This is a genomic window from Methylocapsa aurea (assembly GCF_000746085.1).
Lineage (GTDB): Bacteria > Pseudomonadota > Alphaproteobacteria > Rhizobiales > Beijerinckiaceae > Methylocapsa > Methylocapsa aurea.
Map to the genome: position 1 here is coordinate 195,489 of NZ_JQKO01000008.1, position 20,384 is coordinate 215,872.

The window sequence follows — 20,384 nt, forward strand, 5'->3', positions numbered from 1 at the left end:
AATATGGGCGCTTTTTGACGAGAACCAAGTGTCAAGTTCATGTGTCAAGTTTTTTGTGTAGCGCTCTCGAAAGGACCTTTGCCTGGGGCCGTTGGCGCGCGCGCTTGCCGCTTGCATCGAGGCCTCGTAAGAAGCCGGGAGGATTTTGAGGCTGTTTTTGAAAATGGATGACCCTAAGAAAAATGCGCCGCGCGCGAGCGCCAGACTGCCGCGCGGGCTTTTGGATCGCGGCCCCGCCGAGATCGCCGCGACGGAAAAAATGCTCGCCGTCATAAGGGAGACCTATGAACTCTATGGGTTCGAGGCGGTCGAGACGCCTTTCATCGAGTTCACCGACGCGCTTGGCAAGTTTTTGCCCGATCTCGACCGGCCGAACGAAGGGGTTTTCTCCTTCAGGGACGATGACGAAAGCTGGCTGTCGCTGCGCTATGACCTGACCGCGCCGCTCGCCCGCTATGTGGCGGAAAATTTCGATAAATTGCCAAAGCCCTATCGCAGCTACCGCGCCGGCTTTGTTTTCCGCAACGAGAAGCCGGGGCCGGGACGCTTCCGCCAATTCATGCAATTCGACGCCGATACGGTGGGCGCGGCCTCGGTCGCCGCCGACGCCGAGATGTGCATGATGGCGGCCGATACATTGGAGCGGCTCGGGATCAAGCGCGGCGATTATGTGATTAAGGTGAATAACCGCAAAGTGCTCGATGGGCTGATGGAGGCGATCGGCCTCGGCGGCGAGGAAAATGTTGGGCGGCGGCTGACGGTGTTGCGGGCGATCGATAAATTCGATCGTTTGGGCTGGGAGGGCGTTGAACTGCTCCTTGGACCGGGACGGAAAGACGAGAGCGGAGATTTCACTAAGGGCGCCAATCTATCTCCTAAGGACACACAGTTTATACAGGACGCCTCATTTGCCCTTGGGATGCAGAATTTTGCGCTTGTGGGTCATGGAAAATGCGTTCCGGAAGATGAGAGTCTTGAGACTCTTGAAGATAAGCAATATTATTATTCAAGCTTAAACACAATTACAGGTATTGAGCAATATCTTCAAGATAATGCAATAGGAAAGGAGGCAATTAGCGAGCTTAGGCAGATGTTTGAGCTGTTATTTGGAGCTGGCTATGGTTCGCAGCGCATCCGTTTCGATCGGTCCGTCGTGCGCGGCCTCGAATATTACACCGGCCCCGTCTTCGAGGCCGAACTCACCTTCGAGATCGACGATGAAGACGGCCACCCGATCCGCTTCGGCTCGGTCGGCGGGGGAGGGCGCTATGACGGGCTCGTTGGCCGCTTTCGCGGCGAGAATGTTCCCGCGACTGGATTTTCCATCGGCGTCTCCCGGCTGTTTTCGGCGCTAAAGGCCATCCGCTCCCCCATCGTGGAAGGCGCCAAACAGCGCGGCCCGGTGGTGGTCCTCGTCCTCGACAAGGTGGAGATCGGCCGCTACCAGGGGTTCGTTACCGCCCTCCACAACGCCGGCGTCAAGGCGGAGCTTTACCTCGGCTCCTCGGGCATGAACGCGCAGCTGAAATATGCCGACAAGCGCGGCTCGGCCTGCGCCATCATCCAGGGCTCGAACGAGCGCGAGAAAGGCGAGGTCGCGATTCGCGACCTTGTCCTTGGCGCGGAACTCGCCGCCTCGACCAAGGATCGCGCCGATTATCTCGAGCTGCGCGCCAAGGCGCAATTCAGCGTTCCCGAGGCGGGGCTCGTCGCGGCGGTGAAAGAGGTGCTTGCGCGCCACAGCTAGAGCGCTTTTAAAAAGCAGCTCTAGGTCTTTGTTTCATCGCATTTTCTTAACGCGAACCCGCATCTGCTTCGCTCGAAAATGCTCTAACCGCTTCGCGTTCACCTTTTCCGGCAAAACCTGTCGCGGGCCGCGCCTCCGCTTGCTAAAGAGTGACTTCTTTCCGCGCCATTTGCGAGAGCTGCCCCTTTGTCCCTGGTCGATGACATCTCGCAAGCCATCGCGGCGCATCTCGTCAGCGCCGGCTATGCCCGCTGCGAGCCGCCGATTCTGCAACCGGCGTCGATCTTCTTCGACTCGGGCGAGGATCTTCGCGGTCAGCTCTATCTTACGGGCGATGTCTCGGGCGCCGATTATTGCTTGCGGCCCGAATATACGATCCCGGTCTCGATGGCCTATCTCGCCTCGGAGGCCGCCGGGGAAAGTGCCGCCTATTCCTATTGTGGGCCAGTGTTCCGCTTTCGCGCCGGGGACCGCAGCGAGTTCACGCAGGCCGGGATCGAGAGTTTCGGGCGTCTCGACCGCGAGGCCGCCGACGCTGAAATCCTGACCCTCGCGCTTGAGGCCGCGCGCGTGGGACAAGCTCCGGGCCTTCAAAATCTCAGCGTGCGGATCGGCGACGCGGGACTCTTCTCGGGGCTTCTCGAAGCGCTCGACCTTGCGCCGCAATGGCGCCGCCGCATCGCGCGCGGCCATATGCAAGGCAAGTCGATCGAGGCGATCCTCAAGGAGCCCTCGAACGCGACGAGCGGCGATCACAGCGGCGTGCTCGGGGTGCTCGAAGGGGCCGACAAGCAAGGCGCGCGCGCGCTCGTCGAGGACCTTCTTCGAATCGCCGGCATAACTTCGGTCGGCGGCCGCACGCCGGCCGAGATCGCCGATCGCTTCCTGGAGCAGGCCGCGCTGAAAACCGGCGCCGGAGTCTCCGCCGAGAAGCGCGCGATCATCGAGCGGTTCTTAAGCATCGAGGGCGATCCCGACCAGGCCTCGGCGCAGTTGCGAAAGCTCGCGGCGGAGGCCGGGCTGGATCTTGCCGGCCGCCTCGATCGATTCGATACGCGGCTTGGCTTCATCGCGGCGCTCGGGCTCGATGTGAAAGAGCTCGCCTTCGCGACCAGCTTCACCCGCAATCTCGACTATTACACCGGCTTTGTCTTCGAGGCGCTGGACCCGGCTGGCCAAGGCGACAAGCCGGTCGCCGGCGGCGGCCGCTATGATCAATTGCTGCAAACGCTCGGGGCGCAAGCCTCCATTCCAGCTGTTGGCGCCGCCATCTGGATCGATCGTTTGCGCGGGACCGGGCCCGGAGCGGCGGCATGAACGAAACCGCGTCAGAAAGACCCTTCGTGCTCGCGGTGCCCTCGAAAGGCCGGCTGCAGGAGAACGCCGCGGCCTTTTTCGCGCGGGCCGGTCTCGAACTCGTGCAGAGCCGCGGCTCGCGCGACTATCGCGGGGCGCTGGCCGGCATGGCGAATGTCGAGATCGCTTTTCTCTCGGCATCGGACATTGTCGCCCAACTCGCCCATGGCGGCGCCCATATGGGCGTCACCGGCGAGGATCTCATTCGCGAAACGATTCCCGACGCCGATGCAAAGGTGGCGCTGTTGACGCCGCTCGGTTTCGGCGGCGCCAATGTCGTCGTGGCCGCGCCGCAAGCCTGGATCGACGTGAAAACCATGGCCGATCTCGAGGATGTCGCGGCGGCTTTCCGGGCCCGGCGGGGCCAGCGGATGCGGGTCGCGACGAAATATGTCAATCTGACCCGGCGCTTTTTCGCGCAGCGGCATGTGAGCGATTACCGGATCGTCGAGAGTTCCGGCGCAACCGAAGGCGCGCCCGCCGCGGGCCAGGCGGAACTGATCGTCGACATTACGACGACAGGTTCGACGCTTCTCGCCAATGCGCTGAAAATTCTCGACGATGGCGTGATCTTGCGCTCGCAGGCCAATCTCGTCGCCTCGCTCCATGCCGATTGGACGCCCGGAACTCGGGAAAGCGCGCGCGTCATTCTCTCGCGGATCGCGGCGGAGGAGGAGGCGCGCATGACGCGCGAGGTCTCGACCGTCCTTGCCCGCCTGGACGATGATTTGCTCGCCGAGGCTGAGGCCGCCTTTTGCGCCCGTCTCCGCTCTCACGCGGGCGACGGCCGCCTGACCTTGAACTGCCCCAAGGACAGGGTCGCGCCGCTCGCGGATTGGTTGATCGCCCAAGGCGCCGAACATGTTGCCGTCGCGGCGCTCGACTATGTCTTTTCAGCGGCCAATCCGCTGTATGAGAAGCTGATCGCGCGGTTGCCCAAGACCGCGAGCCCATGATGGCGGCAATGACGTCGGCGTCGCGCCGGCGCCACGGAGCAAGTTTAGAATAGGCCCAGCCGCAATTCCGGCGCAGCGGAGAAGCAGAAATGTCAGCGCGAATGATCGTCGAATTGTCGGACGGGAATATCGTACTCTTCGGCGGCGGCCCGGTCGAAGGGGCGCCCGACGTGAGCATGGCCGATGATTTCACCCGAGCCAATGGTGAGGCGTTCAAGTCCGCGCTCGGCTCGCTTGCCGAATTCGTCAAGATTTTCGAGGAATCTGTCGCGGCGATGCCAAAGCGTCCGGAGAAAGTCGAGGTAGAGTTCGGCGTCACGCTCGGTAGGGAATGCGACCTGTGGATCGTTCCCGGCGATGCGGCGCCCGAATTCAAGGTTAAGCTGTCCTGGGGCAAGCTTTCCTGAAAAGGACGCAGCGGGACGAGGTCTATTCCGCCGCCTGCGCTCTGGCCTCGACCGGGGTGAAGATGCCGGCTCCGGCCGGCTGCATTTCAAGATGGCGTTTGTGGAAATGCAGCAGGCTCGATCGATGCCCGATAGAGATGATGGTCGCGCCGGGCAGTTTCTTGAATAGGGTCTCGTAGATCTCGGCTTCCATGGATTCGTCCATGGCGGCCGTCGCCTCATCGAGGAAGAGCCAGTCGGGCTTGGCGAGAAGCGCACGGGCGATCGCCAGCCGCTGCTGTTCGCCGCCGGAGAGACGCTGCGACCAAATATCCTCGACATGGAGTTGTCCGATCAGATCGGGGAGTTTTGCCGCCAGAAGCGCCGCGCGGACCGCCGCTTCGTCAAATTGTTCGGGCGGCGCCGGATAGGTTACGGCGGCCATGAGGCTGCCGATCGGGACATAGGGCTTTTGCGGCAGAAGCATCACCCGCGCGCCGGCCGGTAGATCGATGGCGCCCTCGCCAAAGGGCCAAATGCCAGAGATGGCTCGAAACAAAGTGGATTTGCCGGACCCCGAAGGCCCGGTGAGCAGAACCGGCGCATTGGCGTCAAGTTTAACGTTCGCGTCCTTGATGATCTCACGTCCGTCAGGCAGGCGCAGCGTCAGCTCCTCGAGCTGGAGGTCCTCCGTCCTGCTTTTCTCTTGTCGGGGCGCGATGCCCAAGGCGATCGCCCGCTCGATCGAGGCGTCGAAGGAGATCAAGCGGTCGAGCACGGCTTTGAACTCGGCGAGCGAGACGTAATAGGTGATGAAGAAGGTCAAGGCGCTGTCGACGGTGCCGAAGGCGCGCCCCGTTTGCGACATGACGCCGAGCTGGATCTTGCCCGCGAAGTAAAAGGGCGCCGTGACGATATAAGGAATGATGGTGCTGAGCTGCCCGTAGGAGGCGGTGAAGGCGATCAGCTTCTTGCGGCAGTCGACAATCTCGAAATAGTTCTTGATGATCGCGGTAAAGCGCGTCCTGAGCGAGGCCTTTTCGGCGGGTTCGCCGGAGAGCAACGCCACTTGTTCGCCATATTCGCGCAGTCTTGCGAGCGAAAAGCGGAAATCGGCCTCATAGCGCTGGCGCGCGAAGGACAGGTCGGCGAGCGGACGCCCGATGAGATGGGTCACGAGCGTGCCGATTCCCGCGTAGATCAGAGCCGCCCAGAACAGAAAACCGGGTATGGCGATCGTCGTGTGAGGGAGAGTGAGGCCCGCGGAGAGATCCCACAGAACAATCGCGAAGGAGACCAGCGAGCTCATGGTGGAAATCAACAGGATTGAGAAGGAGTAGATGCCGTAGCCGGTCTGACCGCCGTCGATGAAGCGGTTGACGTCCTCGGAAATGCGCTGATCCGGGTTGTCGGCGCCAGCGCCCGTCAGCGAGATGCGATAATGGGTGTGCGCGTCCAGCCAGCGCCCGACGTAGCTTTCAGTGAGCCAGCGGCGCCAGCGAATGATCAGGGTCGAGGTAATGATGAACTCGACGACGGCGGTCGCGATAAAGACGAAGACCCAGGGAAAGAAGACGGTGAGCAGCTGCGCCCAGAAGGCTGTCTCGTCCTTGTTTTGGATCGCGTTAAAAAAGTCCCGGTTGAAGAACGACAGCCGCACTTGCACGCCGACCTGGACCTGATTGATGACCACCAACACAATAACCATTGTGATGGCCACCCATCGCTCAGGGGCGCCAAAGGAGGGAAACGGCCAGATGCGGGCCCTGGTCGGGTCGCTGGTATTGAAATAGCGGTCGGCGATGTAGGTCATCGACCGCACTACGGGGATGAAGGAGATCGCGTAAACGAGAATGGCGAAGATCGCGACGGTCAGCGGCAGGCTGACCGGCAAGGCGTAATCCTCGAGCGAAGCCGGCCAGAACCCGACCTGAGCGACCAGGAAGATAGCGCCGAAGATGACGGTCTCGGTCGCGAATATGGCGGCGAAGATCCGCAGGAAACTCGAAATCGCCGGGGCTTTGTAGGTCGTGAAGGCGCAGAGCAGGCCGGTTCCGGCGAGCAATTGGACGGTATTTTCTCCGTTCGTCAGCCCAATAATGCCGGCGGCGATTGAGAAAACAGCGACGATGGCGGCGAGAAACTGCATGATTTGCCTTGGGTGTCGGGGGCGAACGAGCGGTCCGATAGAAGGGTTTAACAGAACGGTCAACGGACGCTGCAGCTAAACACTGCTAGCATCGACAAGACAGAGCTTGCAGCCTTGCCCAGGGCTCGAAAGCCTTGAAACATGTCGGAATCGAAAAAGTCGAGCGCCTTTTTTTAAGGGACGACTTTAACCAGCGTCTTCTAGAGCGCTTTCCGATCGAATGGAGTCATTCGATCGATCAGAAATCGCTCCAGTGTTAAAGAGTTTGAGCATATTCGCGTCGAACAGATTGAACCAATCTGTTCGGAATATGCTCTAGCAAAGTCGCAAAGGCTTGGCGCATAGAAAATTGTTCGCCGTCAAGGCGTAAGCGGAGCCGCGCAGATTTCATCGGCCAGGACCCGGACTTGGCGCTTCAGTCTGGCGCGTCCGTTTCCGTCTCTTCCGCGATCGAAACGCCGTTGATCGCGGCGGAGAGAACCGGCGAAGGCTTGAAGGTGAGCACGCGGCGCGAGGAGATCGGCGCTTCGACGCCGGTTCGCGGATTGCGGCCGATGCGCTCGCGTTTGGCGCGAACCGAAAACAGGCCGAAAGAGCGCAGCTTGACGCTTTCTCCACGGACCAGCGCCTCGGAAATTTCTTCGAGCGCCATTTCGAAGATCTCCCTGGCTTGCGCGCGTGAAAGCGCCGGGCAGGCGCCATAAACGGCGTCCAGTAGATCGGCCCGCGTCGTGGTCTTCCGGGCGATGGTCGTATTGGAGCGTGGCTTGGACCCTGGACGCACCTCGTTGGTCCTCCCCGACCTCGCGATTGACCGCGATCTTAGAGCATATTTTGAGCCATTGGAAACCGGATCGGCGGCGTTGGGCGCGAATGGGAGAGCGGCGCGCGGTTTCTGACATCTCGCGAAAAAAGAAAAAGGCCCCGGCAACATGCCGGGGCCTTCTGATGCAATTTAGCGGGCAGAGGGATTCATCTGAAGACTTATGAAACCGCTCGAACGCAATTTAACGCGCAGGACCTGATCGCAACGCCGGCATCCGCTCCTTAGCGGGCCGACGCATGCCGATCTTGCTTTAGAAATCCATTCCGCCCATGCCGCCCATTCCGCCGCCGCCTGGCATGGCGGGCGCGTCCTTCTTCGGCTGCTCGGTGATGATCGCCTCGGGGGGGATGAGGAGGCCGGCGACCGAAGCCGCATCCTGCAGCGCGGTGCGCACGACCTTGGTCGGGTCGATGATGCCGAGCTTGACGAGATCGCCATATTCGCCTGTCTGGGCGTTATAGCCATAGGCATAGGACGCATTCTCGATCAGCTTGCCGACCACAACAGCGCCATCGGCACCGGAATTGTCGACGATCTGCCGGGCCGGAGTCTGGATCGCCTTGCGGACGATGTCGATGCCGGTCTTCTGATCGGGGTTCTGGACCTTGAGGTTTTCGAGCGACGCGATGGCCCGCAGCAGCGCCACGCCGCCGCCCGGCAACACGCCTTCCTCGACAGCCGCGCGAGTTGCGTTGAGGGCGTCGTCGACGCGATCCTTCTTCTCCTTCACCTCGACCTCGGTCGCGCCGCCGACGCGGATCACCGCGACGCCGCCGGCGAGCTTGGCCAGACGCTCCTGGAGCTTTTCACGATCGTAGTCCGACGTCGTCTCGGCGATTTGCGCCTTGATCTGGGCGATGCGCGCTTCGATGTCGGGCTTGGCGCCGGCGCCGTCGATGATCGTGGTGGTTTCCTTGTCGATGCGAATCCGCTTGGCGCGGCCGAGCAGCGCCAGGGTCACGTTCTCGAGCTTGATGCCGATTTCCTCGGAGATCAGCTGACCGGCGGTCAGGATCGCGATGTCCTCCAGCATGGCCTTGCGGCGATCGCCGAAGCCCGGAGCCTTCACCGCCGCGACCTTCAATCCGCCGCGCAGCTTGTTGACGACGAGCGTGGCAAGCGCCTCGCCCTCGACGTCCTCGGCGACGATGACGAGCGGCTTGCCGGTCTGGACGACGGCTTCGAGAACCGGCAGCAGGGCCTGCAGCGACGACAGTTTCTTCTCATGGACGAGAATGTAGGGGTCTTCGAGTTCGACGACCATCTTCTCGGCATTGGTGATGAAGTAGGGCGACAGATAGCCGCGGTCGAATTGCATGCCTTCGACGACATCGAGTTCGGTCTCGAGGCTCTTGGCCTCCTCGACCGTGATGACGCCCTCATTGCCGACCTTCTGCATGGCGGTCGAGATGATCTCTCCGACCGACGCGTCGCCATTGGCCGAAATCGTGCCGACCTGGGCGATCTCCTCGTTCGAGGTGACCTTCTTCGAATTGGCCTTGAGATGGGCGACAATGGCCTCGACGGCGAGGTCGACGCCGCGCTTCAGATCCATCGGGTTCATCCCGGCGGCGACCGCCTTGGTGCCTTCCCTGACGATCGAGGCGGCGAGAATGGTCGCAGTCGTCGTGCCGTCGCCGGCCACGTCATTCTGCTTGGAGGCGACTTCGCGCACCAACTGGGCGCCGAGATTCTCGAACTTGTCGGCAAGCTCGATTTCCTTCGCGACGGTGACGCCGTCCTTGGTGATGCGCGGCGCGCCAAAGGATTTTTCAATGACGACGTTTCGGCCCTTGGGGCCGAGGGTCACCTTCACCGCATTGGCGAGAATGTCGACGCCGCGCAGCAAGCGGTCGCGGGCATCCGACGAGAAACGTACGTCTTTAGCAGCCATATCCAGAAACTCCTCAACCGAGTTTTTAACTTAAAGAGGCGATCGACTGCGGTTTCAGCCGACGATGCCCAGAATGTCGCTTTCCTTCATGATCAGCAGATCCTGACCATCGATCTTGACCTCGGTGCCCGACCATTTGCCAAACAGAACCTTGTCGCCGGCCTTCACATCGAGCGGCGTCAGCTTGCCGCTGTCGTCGCGCCCGCCCGGACCGACGGCGATGATCTCGCCTTCCTGCGGCTTCTCCTTGGCGGTGTCGGGGATGATGATCCCGCCTTTGGTCTTTTCTTCACCTTCGAGACGTTTGACCACGACGCGGTCGTGCAAAGGACGAAAGCTCATGTCTCTTGGTTCCTTGGTGGGCCGCTGGAGGCGCGTCTTTCCAAGCTGGGAAGGCCTCTCAATGCGTGCGGCTGGTTTGAAACTGCGCCCTGTTAGCACTCTCAGTGGTTGAGTGCTAGAGGCAGCTCGTAAATAGGCAGATTGCCTTCTGCTGTCAAGCCGGCGGCCTATTATCGCGCCGCTTGTTCGGCTTCACGCGCCTTTCGATCGCACCAAAACAGAGGGCGAATGGAAGTCCGGTCAAGTCAAAGAGTTGGAACATCTCCTTGGCGAAAATGGCCTTTTGTCCATCGCTGCATAGGCGCGCTCGACGAGGCCTATGCGACATAATAAATATCTTATTTCAACAACTGACCGTCTCCGGCGGATGACTTGGTCCGCCGGAAAGAAGTGGGCGGACCAGATCGCCCTGCATTAACTGCTTAAGAAATAGGTGCCAAGGACGACTATGCGCCGCCACAAAGAAGGGGCGGGCGTTTCAAGCTGGGAGAGGCGGGATCCGCAGCACCTGGCCGGGATAGATCTTGTCCGGATCGGACAGCAGGGGCTTATTGGCTTCAAAGATCACCGTGTATTTGGCGCCTTTGCCGTGGCCATATTCGGTTTCGGCGATTTTCCAGAGCGTGTCGCCGGATTTGACGGTGTAAAATTTCGAATCGGGCGCCGGCTTCTCCGCCTTCAGATCGTTCTGGACTTTGGCGACGCCGACGGAGTTGCCGACCGCAAGCGCGATCTTCTCGGCTTCTTCGGTCGAGACGGCGCTTCCTGAAAGAATGACCTTATCGCCTTCGACCTTGATTTCGGTCTTCGACAGGTCGAGGCCGTGTTTTTCGGCCTCCTTTTTCAATTGGTCGGCTGGGGCGGGGGCGGCTTCGGTTCCGCCGAAAATCTTCGAGCCAACCGATTTGGCAAAGCTTAATAAACCCATTTCTGTACCCTCCTTGGTCAAGTTCCGCGGAAAAAGTCTTGGTGGGAATAGGATTCGGACAGCAGCGCATTTAACCGACCGGAAGCGGCCGATTGCCAATGAGCTTAACAAACCAGCCAGGAATCGCCACAAGAAACGCCATCGAATTATATTCCGGATCCACTGTGCTTGGACCGCGAAGGCCGCGCCTGATCCTGAATTTCTTCGGTTTGACAATGCATTGCTGGCGACTTGGCTTAAGCTTGCCTTATTTCTTAGGGATGGATCGGCGTCTTTGATTTGGGAATGATGGCATGAGCGGTGGGTCGGGTGCTGAGATTTCCTCCGCTGTGGCGCTCGTGACAGGAGCGTCCAAACGGATCGGTCTGCGGATCTGCGAACGTCTCGCGCTCGCTGGCTATTGCGTCGTCCTCCATTGCAGTCCCTCATCGCGCGCCGGGGCGGAGGCAGAGGCGGCGCGGATGAAGGCGCAAGGCGGCAAGGTTCGCGTTCTACCCCTCGATCTGCACGACGCCGGCGCCCTCGCGCGCTTGATCGAGGAGGCCGCAGCGCTGTTTGGGCCGCTCACGCTTCTCATCAACAACGCTGCAATTTTCGAGGAGGACGACGCGGCGGATTTCGATCTCGAACGGTGGGAGCGGCATTTTGCCGTGAACCTCCGGGCGCCGGCGGTCCTCTCGCGCGATTTCGCCCGGCAACTGCCAGCGGGCGCGGAAGGCGCCATCATCAACATCATCGATCAGCGGGTCTTGCGCCCGACGCCGCAATTTTTCTCCTATGCCTTGAGCAAGTCCGCGCTCTGGACCGCGACCCGCACGATGGCGCAGGCATTCGCGGCGCGGCGCATCCGGGTCAATGCCGTGGGCCCCGGGCCAGTCCTGCCCAATTGCAGCCAGGGCGAAGCCGCCTTCAAGCGGGAGGTCGAAGGCCTGCCGCTGCCGCGCGCGATCGAACTCGACGATATCGCCGACGCGGTCCTCTATCTCGCCGGGGCGCGCAATGTGACCGGCCAGATGATAGCCGTCGACGCCGGCCAGCATCTGGCCTGGCAAACGCCGGATATTGTCATTTAGCGCCTGGGCTTGGCTCGTGCCGCTCAATCGGCGCTGGGCAGGCGCCGGATGGTGAACTCGATGCGGCCGTCGGCGAGTTCACGCCAGGATTCGATTTCCGTCATATAGGCGGCTTTCGGATATTTGTTGAACCATTCGAGAGCTTTGTCGCGCGCCTCGACGCGCGGCAGCGTATAGGTTTCGCGCCGCCAGGCGCCGGCGCCGGGCTGGGTGCGGGCGCGCTTGGCGAGCCGGCGCGCCAAGTCGGACGGTGTCTTGTGTTCCGCGCTCATCGCACGCCTCCCGATCGCCACGGCGCATCATAGCGCGGAGAACCGCCGGCAAAAACCTCGTTCAGGGCGCATTTTCCGGCGCTTCGGGCGCATGCGGCGACTATGCAAAAACGCTCGGCGCCGACGCTCGAGGGCGCAGTTTAAACCGCGCCTTCACCCAATATGGATCAATTCCATAATGAAAACGCGCGCCACAAGGCGCGGCCGCTAAATGGTTTTAAACGCAGTTAAGGGCGGCGTCCTGGCTTGCAACTTGCTTGACCGTCGCACGCTGGTTTGAGGCGACAAAGTCGTCCATGCCGATCGAAATGCAGGAGGCGTTTCCATGTTCCAAAAAGCTTGCGATCATTCCGAGTTGATCGAGGGAAAATACGATGTTGCGGTCGTAAACCGCACACTTTGTCTGATCATCTGGCCGCAAGGCGGCGAGCCGAGAGCTTTCCAGGGCATGTGCCCGCATGCGAAGGAGCCCCTCGCCGACGCCCGTTTCGACGGGAAGAACCTCGAGTGCCATCATCACGATTGGCTGTTCGACGGGACGACTGGAAAATGCCTCAAGGGCAAGCCCTGCACTCTTTCCGAATATCCCTTGAAGATCGAAGACGGCGCCGTGTTGATCGACGTCGAGGGCATTGAGCCGACCTATCTCGAAGGGCCGCCCAAGCAGCCCGGCATCATGCGGTAAGATTCGGCTGCTGATTGCGCGTCACTTTGCGGGGCCAAGGGTTTCGTCGAGCAGCCGCGCCACGCTTGCCGGGTCCTCCGGAAAGCCGGCGCCGATCCAGCGATCCTGCAAATCCTTCAAGGCTTCGCCGATGGCGCGGCCGGCGGGGACGCCGCGCGCGAGGAGATCTCCGCCCGAATACGGCAGACGCGGCTCGGGCGCATCGCGAAGGAAGGCGCGCGCGCATTGCCATTGCGCGTCGACCGGGGCGCGGGCCTCGGCCTGCGCAAGGGTGAGCGCATCCAGCGCGGCTTGACGGCCGTGGCGGAAAAGCAAGACCCGCAAGTCATTTTGCGTCGGCGGGTCTTCACGCCCGTGCAACCCTAGCCGCACGATCGCTGCGCGTTCGAGCCGGTGAAATTCGGCGTTGGAGAGACGCAGGCGCTCGCGCAGACGCTCGGCGTCCTCGCGCGTTTCGAGGCAAAGCGCTGCGAGCGCGAGAAGGGGGTCCAGCGGCGCCGCCAAATCGATCGCCGCGGCGCGGCGCAGCCGGGTGGGATTGGGCGCGGCGGCGAGCAGCGGTCCAAGCAGTCCGGCATCCGACATGTCTTGTGTGACCTCGCCAGCGCGCCGCGCCGCGAAAAGCTTCAAGAGTTCAGTGCGCACTCTTTCGCGCGATAAACTCGCGAGCCCGTCGCGTTCGCGCATGGACGCGACCAGTCCGGCGGGGTCGAGCGGACCTTCGCCGAAATCGGCCGAAAAGCGGAAGAAGCGCAGGATGCGCAAATAGTCTTCGCGGATGCGGCGCGCCGGTTCGCCGATGAAGCGCAGTTTTTTCGCCGCGATGTCTTTGAGGCCGCCGACATAGTCGAAAAGATCGCCGCCTTCGCTCATCGAAAGCGCGTTCATCGTGAAGTCGCGGCGCAGCGCGTCGGTCTCGAAATCGCGGCCAAACCTGACTTTGGCGCGTCGTCCGTCGGTCTCGACGTCTTCGCGCAGGCTGGTCACTTCGAACGTCCGGCCGTCGGCGAGAAGGGTCACCGTGCCATGTTCAATCCCGGTCGGAATGCAGCGCAGGCCTGAGGCGTCCGCCCGCGCCGTGATCACGTCGGGAGGCGCTGTGGTCGCAAGATCGATTTCATGCACGGGACGGCCGAATAGAGCGTTGCGCAGCGCCCCGCCGACGATCCGCGTTTCGTCGCCGTCCCGATCGAGCGCCGCGAAGATGCGCGCCACGACCGGGTCGCGCAACAGAATGGCGGCGGCCTCCGGCGCCTTCATGCCGGAGCGCGGGCGTTCGTCCGGGCTCATTGCAGGCGCCCGGGAACGAGCTTGCCATTTTCGATATGGGCCGGCGCATAGGCGCCTTGATGCCGCTCCGCGAAAATGCCGAAGGCGAGCATGCCGGCGACGGCGATCGCCAGCCCGGATAAGGTGAGGCTGGATACCGCGCCGCGGGTCCAGTGGCGGTTCGCGAAAGGAGAGGCCTGGCGCAAGGCGAGGTAGATCACATAGGCGACAAAGGGCGAGGCGAATAAGAGAGCCGGCTCGAGAATCGTGCGCCACATCAGGAGTAAAGCCTTTCATAGAGGTTTCGCAGAATGCCGGCGGTGACGCCCCAGATATGGCGCTCGCCAAAGGGCATCGCATAGAATTGCCGCATCCTGCCCTCGAATTCTCGCGTCTCGAGCGCATGATTGGCGGCGTCCATGAGAAACGCGAAAGGCGCCTCGAACGCATCCTCGACCTCTTCGCGATTGAGTTCGAGGGCGAGCGGAGGCGAGACCCTGGCCACCACGGGGATGATGCAAAAGCCAGTGCCGGTCAGATAGGGATCGAGATAGCCGAGCGGCGCGACGCAGCTGCTTTCAAGGCCGATTTCCTCATGCGCTTCCCGTAAAGCCGCCGCCACCGGGCTCTCGTCATGCGCCTCGATCTTGCCGCCGGGAAAAGCGATTTGGCCGGAATGAACCCGCAAGGCCGCTGCTCTTTGGGTCAGGAGAACCTTGACCTCGCCCGGGTAGGCGACCAATCCGACCAGCACGGCCGCCGCCCGCGCCTCCGCGGCGAGCGCGGCCAAAGCGGCGGGCTCCATCGACAGGTGATCGCCGCTTGGCGGACCCGATCTAAGCGCCAGGGACAAGCGTGTCCCGATATGGGTAAAAACGCTCGCCGGCGAAAAGCGGCTCTCAAGGGGCGGCGGGGCCTGCAATGTCGCTGTCGCTTTGTCCGTTTGATGCAATCTTTTCGGCAGCTTCGACATCCTCCGCAGGGGCGATTGGAAAAAACGCTCCGGCCGACGCCACGCCGAAAACGCGTGCGCCCTCATGCTCCCGGATTTCGGCGAGCGCAACGAGATCCAGCGCCAAGCCGCGCTTGACGAGCGCCCAAAGGCCGCCGCGCACGCGGATATAGGGCTTGATCCCATCCGCCTCGGCAGTTTCGAAACGCAGCGGATGCGCGCCATCCGCCGTGACCCAGTCGCCGACATTGGTGCGAAACCGCAAGATTTGCCTCAAGACTTGGTCCGCTGTCTCCTTTGCCGCCGTCATTTCAACGGCGACGAATGGCGCGTCCTCGACCGTGACGCCAACCCGCTCGACAGGGGTGACAAGCACGTAGCGATCCGGATCCTTGCGCAGGATCGTCGAGAATAGCTTGACCAGCGCCGGCCGGCCGATGGGCGTTCCCTGGTAATGCCAGGAGCCGTCGCGCGCAATGCGCATGTCGATGTCGCCGCAAAAGGGCGGACTCCACTGCTCCACCGGGGGCAAGGCCTTTTGCGATGGCTCGGTTGCCCCTTGCGATTGGATCGCGGCGGTCAAGTCTTGCAGGTTTTTGCCGAGATTTGGGCGCGCGCCGCCCGGCCTGGAGACATCGTCCGCCATATTCTGCTCCCCAACGCCGTGCGATCATCAAAAATAAGTCATGCTGGAGCGATCTTGCAGGCATCCTGATCGACATTGCGATTTTGATGGCTAATCTAATTCACAATGACGAAGCGAATGCGATTTGCCGCGTTTCCGGCGACGATGCAAAGGGCGAGAACATATGGCGGAAACAATCACGGCTTCGTTCGAAGCCGCAATGGAGCGCAGCGCCGAGGCCGCGTTGGAGCGGATTGCGGCGGCGCGCGCCTCGATCGAACAGGTCATCTTCGGTCAGAGCGAAGTGGTCGAGCAGGCCCTGGTGACGCTTCTTTCGGGCGGGCATGGACTGCTCGTCGGCGTGCCTGGCCTCGCCAAGACCAAGCTCGTCGAGACCTTGGGCGTGGTGCTCGGCCTGAACGCGCGGCGCGTGCAGTTCACGCCGGATCTGATGCCCGCCGATATTCTCGGCTCGGAGGTTCTGGAGGAGGCCGCCGACCGGCGCCGCAGCTTCCGCTTCGTCCAAGGCCCGATCTTCACGCAATTGCTGATGGCCGACGAGATCAATCGGGCGAGCCCGCGGACTCAATCGGCGCTGCTTCAGGCGATGCAGGAATATCATGTTTCGGTCGCCGGGGAGCGGCATGACCTGCCGCGGCCGTTTCATGTCCTCGCGACGCAGAACCCGCTCGAACAGGAGGGCACCTATCCTCTGCCGGAGGCCCAGCTCGATCGCTTTCTCATGCAGATCGATGTCGGCTATCCAGATCGCGCGGCCGAGCGCCGGATTCTCATCGAAACCACCGGCGACGTCCAGGCCGAGGCTAAACGCGCGATCAGCGCGGACGAACTCATGGCGACGCAGCGCCTCGTGCGCCGGCTGCCGATCGGCGAAAGCGTCGTCGAAGCCATCCTCGACGTCGTCCGTTCGGCCCGTCCGGGCGAAGGCGATCCTTCGGTCACCCAGCACATCGCCTGGGGGCCGGGCCCGCGCGCTGCGCAAGCCCTGATGCTGGCGACCCGCGCCCGCGCTCTTTTGAGCGGCCGGCTGTCGCCGTCGATCGACGATGTCGCGGCGCTTGCCGTTCCCGTCCTGAAACATCGCATGGCGCTGACCTTTTCCGCCCGCGCCGAGGGCGCGACGGTCAGCGCTCTCGTGACCATGTTGACCGAGCGGCTCGGCTGACCATGGCTGAGGTCCGGCTTCTCGACAAAAATGAAAGCCGCGTCGGTCCCCGCCATCAGGATGATGCGCTCCTGCTCGCGCGGCGTTTCCCGCGCCTGCTCGTCGCCGCGCGCGAGGTCTCCTTGAGCGTCATGCATGGCGTGCATGGGCGAAGGCGCGCCGGCCATGGCGAGACCTTCTGGCAATTTCGTCCCTTTGTCGCGGGCGAGGCTTTGAACCGGATCGACTGGCGCCGCTCGGCCAGGGACGACCGCTACTATGTGCGCGAACGCGAATGGGAAGCGGCGCATACGGTGATGATCTGGATCGATCGCTCCGCCTCCATGCGCTTTGCATCGAAGCTGGCGCTGCAGCCGAAGATCGATCGCGCGCTTGTCCTTGGCCTCGCCGCCGCCGATCTTCTGATCCGGGGCGGCGAACGCGTCGGTCTTCTGGGATTGACGCGCGCCCTTGCGGTCAGAAATATCGTCGAGCGTTTCGGCGAGGTCTTGCTGGCCGACGAACAAGCCGAAGGCTTCGCCCCGGCCGAACTTCCGCCAAACGAGAGTTTGACGCGCAACACGCAGGTGGTTTTGATCGGCGACTTCCTCAGCGACGCCGGCGAGATCGCGACGATGATCGAGAGCGTGAGCGCGCGCGGCGCCCGCGGCCATCTCGTCATGATCGCGGACCCTGTCGAAGAGACCTTTCCGTTTTCCGGCCATATCGAATTCATCGATTCCGATTCGCCGGCGCGATTGCGCGTCGGGCGGGCCGAAACATTCCGCGACGATTATATTTTGCGCCTCGGCGCGCATCGCGATCGGATCGACGCCGCGACGCGTTCGCGCGGATGGACCCGCATGCTGCATCGGACTGACCGGCCGGCCTCCGAGGCCCTACTGGCCTTGCGGATGCAGCTCGAAGGCAATCTCGAGATGGGCAGTTGATGGTGTTCGGCCTGCCGCTCGCATTCACCGTTCCCCTGGCGCTCGGCGCGCTCGCCGGCCTGCCGCTGCTCTATTTCTTGCTGCGCATCGCGCCGCCGCGCCCAAGCCCGGCGCCGTTTCCACCGCTGCGGCTTTTTCTCGATCTTCGCCCGAGGGATGAAACGCCGCTTCGCACGCCCTGGCCGCTTCTCCTTTTGCGTCTGGCGATCGCCGCCTGCATCATTCTGGCCATGGCCGGACCGGTTTGGAATCCGCTGCCGGCGAGCGAAGCCGGGCAGGGGCCTTTGCTGATCGTCCTGGACGATGGCTGGCCCGCGGCGCCGACCTGGGACCGCAGGATCAAGGCCGTTACCCAACGGATCGAGGCGGCGGCGAGAGGATCGCGGCCGGTCGCCATCATGGCGACCTCTGAGGCGGGCCGCGACATTGGCCCGGTCGAGCCCGCCAAGGCGCTGGAGCGGGCGCGGGCGCTGAAACCTGCGCCCTTCGTCGCGGACCGGCTCCCGCTCGTCTCGGCAATCGAGCGATTTGTCGCCGCTCATCCCAAAACCTCGATTGTCTGGGTGGCCGACGGCGTCGAGCGCGGCCACGCGCGGGACTTTGCCGATAAGTTGAAAGCCCTTCCCGCGGAACTCTCCCTAGTCATCGACCCCAATCCGGTCTTGGGGCTGGCGGGGCCGCAAAATCTGGCCGGCGGCCTGGAGCTTCGGGTCCTGCGCTCAGCCCTTCACGGAGGCGGGCGGGGCGTCGTCCGGGCGCTCGATCTCAAGGGGCTCGCCATCGCCGCCGCGCCCTTCGATTTCGCCGGCATGAACGAGACGAAAGCCCGCTTTGAGATGCCGGTTGAGCTCCGCAACGACGTCGCCCTGCTCGAAATCGAAGAGGAGCATTCTGCGGCGGCGGTTTCGCTTCTCGACGAACGCTGGCGCCGCCGCCGCATCGGCCTCGTCAGCGGCGAGTCCGTCGACGTGTCGCAGCCGCTGTTGGCGCCCAATTATTACCTCACAAAGGCGCTGGCGCCCTTCGCCGACGTGCGCGAAGCGCGGCCGGGAGCCGTCGATCCCGTGCGCTCCCTGCTCGAGGATCGTCCGGCGATCATGATCCTGGCGGATGTCGGGACCGTCGCCGGACCCGCGCATGACGAGCTTCGACGCTTCGTTGAGGACGGCGGCGTCCTATTGCGCTTTGCCGGAACCCGACTCGCCGGCGCTTCGGACGATCTCGTTCCAGTCCGGCTGCGGCGCGGCGGGCGCGTTCTTGGCGGCTCGATGTCCTGGGACACGCCAAAGATGCTTGCGCCTTTCGAGCGGCAAAGCCCATTTTTCGGCCTGCCGGTTCCGGCCGAAGTGACGATCACGCGTCAGGTTCTGGCGGAGCCAGACCCCGGCCTCCCTGGCAAGACTTTTGCGCAATTGTCGGATGGGACGCCGCTCGTGACAGGGACGCGGATAGGCAAGGGAATGAGCATATTGTTCCATGTAACGGCCGATACGACCTGGTCCAATCTGCCGCTATCGGGGTTATTCGTCGATATGTTGCGCAAGATCGTCGCCTTGTCGGGCGATGCCGCGAAGGAGGCCATCGCCGGATCGGGCGCTGCAGCCGAGGCGGACCAGGCCAGCATGGTTCAACCGGCGCGGACCCTCGACGGCTTTGGCGTTCTTGGCCCACCGCCGTCCAACGCCAAGCCGGTTCCCGCCGGCTTCGAAGGCATGGCCGACGCCGACCACCCGCCGGGACTCTATGGTCCGCCTAACGCCCTTCTCGCCGTCAACGCATTGGGTCCGCGAGAAACCATCGAGGCGGCCGATTTTTCCGATCTTGGCGTGACCGCCGAGCCTTTGCGCGAGGCGGATCCGATCGATCTGAAGCCCTGGCTGATCGCCGCCGCCTTCTTGTTGTTTGGCGCCGACGCCCTGGCCGCGCTATGGCTTTCCGGCGGCCTTCGCCCTCAAGCGCGCGCGGCGGCGGGCCTTGCGCTTCTTATTCTTGCGTGCGGCGTTTTCGCGGCGCCGGTGCGGGTCGCGGCGGAGCCGGCCCCGCTTCTGTCCCAGCGCGACCTCGAGGCGGCGCTCACGACGCAACTCGCCTTTGTGGCGAGCGGCGACGCCAAGGTCGACGAAGCGAGCCGGCAGGGCCTCGCCAGTCTGTCGCGCGTGCTGGCGCAGCGCACTTCTCTGACGCCCGGGGATCCGGTCGGCGTCGATCCGGCCCGCGATGAGCTAAGCTTTTATCCGCTTGTATATTGGCCGATCGTCGCAACGAAGGCGCAACCGCCGCAGGCGACGGTCGCCAAAATCAGCGCCTTCATGAAGCAAGGCGGCACGATCATTTTCGATACGCGAGACGCCCTCGCCATGCGCCCGGGCGGTCCGCCGACGCCGGAGGCAAGATGGCTGCGGCAATTGCTCGATGGCGTCGATGTGCCAGAACTGGAGCCTGTTCCCGCCGATCATGTCGTGACGAAAACCTTCTATCTCCTCGATGGATTCATCGGCCGCTATACGATCGGCGCGACTTGGATCGAGGCGTTGCCGCCGCCGCCCTCCGACGCCGACGCGCGTCCGGCGCGCTCGGGGGACAGCGTTTCGCCGATCATCATAACGTCCAACGATCTCGCCGCCGGTTGGGCGAGCGACCCTGATGGCGAAAGTCTCTATTCTTTGACGCCGGGCGGGCGCCGGCAACATGAACTCGCGCTTCGCGGCGGGGTCAATCTGGTCATGTACACTTTGACTGGCAATTACAAATCGGATCAGGTCCATGTCCGCGATCTTTTGGACCGGCTCGCCCATTAAGGAGTCGCCGG

19 protein-coding genes are annotated in these 20,384 nt (G+C 62.9%); 9 read left to right on the forward strand and 10 right to left on the reverse strand.

Features of this window, described 5'->3' with window-relative positions:
- Positions 1-163 precede the first annotated feature (163 nt).
- From hisS to DL86_RS06545, 4 genes are all read left to right on the forward strand, one after another.
- The gene (gene hisS / locus DL86_RS06530) at positions 164-1,747 is read left to right on the forward strand and encodes a histidine--tRNA ligase (protein ID WP_051952833.1); all 1,584 of its coding nucleotides are present in this window, start codon (positions 164-166) and stop codon (positions 1,745-1,747) included.
- A 186-nt stretch (positions 1,748-1,933) separates the two neighbouring features.
- Positions 1,934-3,064, forward strand: a complete 1,131-nt coding sequence (locus DL86_RS06535) for an ATP phosphoribosyltransferase regulatory subunit (protein ID WP_036259468.1) — start codon at positions 1,934-1,936, stop codon at positions 3,062-3,064.
- Positions 3,061-4,059 carry an ATP phosphoribosyltransferase gene (gene hisG / locus DL86_RS06540; RefSeq protein WP_036259469.1) on the forward strand — a complete coding sequence of 333 codons (999 nt, stop codon included), beginning with the start codon at positions 3,061-3,063 and terminating at the stop codon, positions 4,057-4,059. The genes DL86_RS06535 and hisG overlap by 4 nt, the downstream gene beginning before the upstream one ends.
- An 89-nt stretch (positions 4,060-4,148) precedes the next feature.
- A complete protein-coding gene (locus tag DL86_RS06545) occupies positions 4,149-4,466 on the forward strand; it encodes a CU044_2847 family protein (protein ID WP_156964505.1) in 318 nt (105 codons plus the stop codon).
- Positions 4,467-4,488: 22 nt separating this feature from the next.
- Here the strand turns inward: DL86_RS06545 and DL86_RS06550 are convergent, their stop codons facing one another.
- From DL86_RS06550 to lysM, 5 genes are all read right to left on the reverse strand, one after another.
- Positions 4,489-6,594, reverse strand: coding sequence for an ABC transporter ATP-binding protein/permease (locus DL86_RS06550; RefSeq protein WP_084572743.1), 2,106 nt, complete (start codon positions 6,592-6,594; stop codon positions 4,489-4,491).
- Positions 6,595-7,009: 415 nt separating this feature from the next.
- Complete coding sequence (locus DL86_RS06555) at positions 7,010-7,378, reverse strand: integration host factor subunit alpha (protein WP_051952868.1); 369 nt, start codon at positions 7,376-7,378, stop codon at positions 7,010-7,012.
- A 292-nt stretch (positions 7,379-7,670) separates the two neighbouring features.
- Positions 7,671-9,314: a chaperonin GroEL gene (groL, locus tag DL86_RS06560; protein ID WP_036259471.1), complete on the reverse strand. Its 1,644-nt coding sequence runs from the start codon at positions 9,312-9,314 to the stop codon at positions 7,671-7,673.
- Positions 9,315-9,368: 54 nt separating this feature from the next.
- Complete coding sequence (gene groES / locus DL86_RS06565; RefSeq protein WP_036259472.1) at positions 9,369-9,656, reverse strand: co-chaperone GroES; 288 nt, start codon at positions 9,654-9,656, stop codon at positions 9,369-9,371.
- A 478-nt stretch (positions 9,657-10,134) separates the two neighbouring features.
- On the reverse strand, positions 10,135-10,584 hold the full coding sequence (gene lysM, locus DL86_RS06570; protein WP_036259474.1) for a peptidoglycan-binding protein LysM: 450 nt from the start codon (positions 10,582-10,584) through the stop codon (positions 10,135-10,137).
- A gap of 293 nt (positions 10,585-10,877) precedes the next feature.
- Here lysM and DL86_RS06575 point away from each other — a divergent pair, with 293 nt between their 5' ends.
- Complete coding sequence (locus DL86_RS06575) at positions 10,878-11,657, forward strand: SDR family oxidoreductase (protein WP_051952835.1); 780 nt, start codon at positions 10,878-10,880, stop codon at positions 11,655-11,657.
- 23 nt (positions 11,658-11,680) lie between these two features.
- Here DL86_RS06575 and DL86_RS06580 read toward each other — a convergent pair whose 3' ends face one another.
- On the reverse strand, positions 11,681-11,929 hold the full coding sequence (locus DL86_RS06580; RefSeq protein WP_036259475.1) for a hypothetical protein: 249 nt from the start codon (positions 11,927-11,929) through the stop codon (positions 11,681-11,683).
- Positions 11,930-12,254: 325 nt separating this feature from the next.
- Between DL86_RS06580 and DL86_RS06585 the strand changes: the two genes are divergently transcribed.
- Positions 12,255-12,614 carry a Rieske 2Fe-2S domain-containing protein gene (locus DL86_RS06585; RefSeq protein WP_036259477.1) on the forward strand — a complete coding sequence of 120 codons (360 nt, stop codon included), beginning with the start codon at positions 12,255-12,257 and terminating at the stop codon, positions 12,612-12,614.
- A 21-nt stretch (positions 12,615-12,635) separates the two neighbouring features.
- Here the strand turns inward: DL86_RS06585 and DL86_RS06590 are convergent, their stop codons facing one another.
- The 4 genes from DL86_RS06590 to DL86_RS06605 are packed head-to-tail and all read right to left on the reverse strand — an operon-like array spanning position 12,636 to position 15,481.
- Positions 12,636-13,904 carry a CCA tRNA nucleotidyltransferase gene (locus DL86_RS06590; protein WP_051952836.1) on the reverse strand — a complete coding sequence of 423 codons (1,269 nt, stop codon included), beginning with the start codon at positions 13,902-13,904 and terminating at the stop codon, positions 12,636-12,638.
- On the reverse strand, positions 13,901-14,161 hold the full coding sequence (locus DL86_RS06595) for a DUF6111 family protein (RefSeq protein WP_036259478.1): 261 nt from the start codon (positions 14,159-14,161) through the stop codon (positions 13,901-13,903). Before DL86_RS06595 ends, DL86_RS06590 begins: the two co-directional genes overlap by 4 nt.
- Entirely contained in the window at positions 14,161-14,736 is a 576-nt protein-coding gene (locus DL86_RS06600; protein WP_425348903.1) for an NUDIX hydrolase, read from the reverse strand. Before DL86_RS06600 ends, DL86_RS06595 begins: the two co-directional genes overlap by 1 nt.
- Positions 14,737-14,782: 46 nt before the next feature.
- Positions 14,783-15,481 carry a DUF1285 domain-containing protein gene (locus DL86_RS06605; protein WP_051952838.1) on the reverse strand — a complete coding sequence of 233 codons (699 nt, stop codon included), beginning with the start codon at positions 15,479-15,481 and terminating at the stop codon, positions 14,783-14,785.
- A 163-nt stretch (positions 15,482-15,644) separates the two neighbouring features.
- Between DL86_RS06605 and DL86_RS06610 the strand changes: the two genes are divergently transcribed.
- From DL86_RS06610 to DL86_RS06620, 3 genes are read left to right on the forward strand one after another with little or no spacing between them, the layout of a single operon-like run.
- Complete coding sequence (locus tag DL86_RS06610; RefSeq protein WP_051952840.1) at positions 15,645-16,646, forward strand: AAA family ATPase; 1,002 nt, start codon at positions 15,645-15,647, stop codon at positions 16,644-16,646.
- Between the two features lie 2 nt (positions 16,647-16,648).
- Positions 16,649-17,575, forward strand: coding sequence for a DUF58 domain-containing protein (locus DL86_RS06615; RefSeq protein ID WP_036259482.1), 927 nt, complete (start codon positions 16,649-16,651; stop codon positions 17,573-17,575).
- Positions 17,575-20,373, forward strand: a complete 2,799-nt coding sequence (locus DL86_RS06620; protein WP_036259484.1) for a DUF4159 domain-containing protein — start codon at positions 17,575-17,577, stop codon at positions 20,371-20,373. Before DL86_RS06615 ends, DL86_RS06620 begins: the two co-directional genes overlap by 1 nt.
- The last annotated feature ends 11 nt before the right edge of the window (positions 20,374-20,384 follow it).

Coding starts and splice junctions, on each gene's coding strand:
- DL86_RS06575 (WP_051952835.1), top strand. CDS start 10,878: ATGAGCGGTGGGTCGGGTGCTGAGATTTCCTCCGCTGTGGCGCTCGTG.
- lysM (WP_036259474.1), bottom strand. CDS start 10,584: ATGGGTTTATTAAGCTTTGCCAAATCGGTTGGCTCGAAGATTTTCGGC.
- DL86_RS06545 (WP_156964505.1), top strand. CDS start 4,149: ATGTCAGCGCGAATGATCGTCGAATTGTCGGACGGGAATATCGTACTC.
- DL86_RS06610 (WP_051952840.1), top strand. CDS start 15,645: ATGGCGGAAACAATCACGGCTTCGTTCGAAGCCGCAATGGAGCGCAGC.
- DL86_RS06595 (WP_036259478.1), bottom strand. CDS start 14,161: ATGTGGCGCACGATTCTCGAGCCGGCTCTCTTATTCGCCTCGCCCTTT.
- DL86_RS06550 (WP_084572743.1), bottom strand. CDS start 6,594: ATGCAGTTTCTCGCCGCCATCGTCGCTGTTTTCTCAATCGCCGCCGGC.
- DL86_RS06620 (WP_036259484.1), top strand. CDS start 17,575: ATGGTGTTCGGCCTGCCGCTCGCATTCACCGTTCCCCTGGCGCTCGGC.
- hisG (WP_036259469.1), top strand. CDS start 3,061: ATGAACGAAACCGCGTCAGAAAGACCCTTCGTGCTCGCGGTGCCCTCG.
- DL86_RS06590 (WP_051952836.1), bottom strand. CDS start 13,904: ATGAGCCCGGACGAACGCCCGCGCTCCGGCATGAAGGCGCCGGAGGCC.
- DL86_RS06585 (WP_036259477.1), top strand. CDS start 12,255: ATGTTCCAAAAAGCTTGCGATCATTCCGAGTTGATCGAGGGAAAATAC.
- groES (WP_036259472.1), bottom strand. CDS start 9,656: ATGAGCTTTCGTCCTTTGCACGACCGCGTCGTGGTCAAACGTCTCGAA.
- groL (WP_036259471.1), bottom strand. CDS start 9,314: ATGGCTGCTAAAGACGTACGTTTCTCGTCGGATGCCCGCGACCGCTTG.
- DL86_RS06580 (WP_036259475.1), bottom strand. CDS start 11,929: ATGAGCGCGGAACACAAGACACCGTCCGACTTGGCGCGCCGGCTCGCC.
- DL86_RS06605 (WP_051952838.1), bottom strand. CDS start 15,481: ATGGCGGACGATGTCTCCAGGCCGGGCGGCGCGCGCCCAAATCTCGGC.
- DL86_RS06615 (WP_036259482.1), top strand. CDS start 16,649: ATGGCTGAGGTCCGGCTTCTCGACAAAAATGAAAGCCGCGTCGGTCCC.
- hisS (WP_051952833.1), top strand. CDS start 164: ATGGATGACCCTAAGAAAAATGCGCCGCGCGCGAGCGCCAGACTGCCG.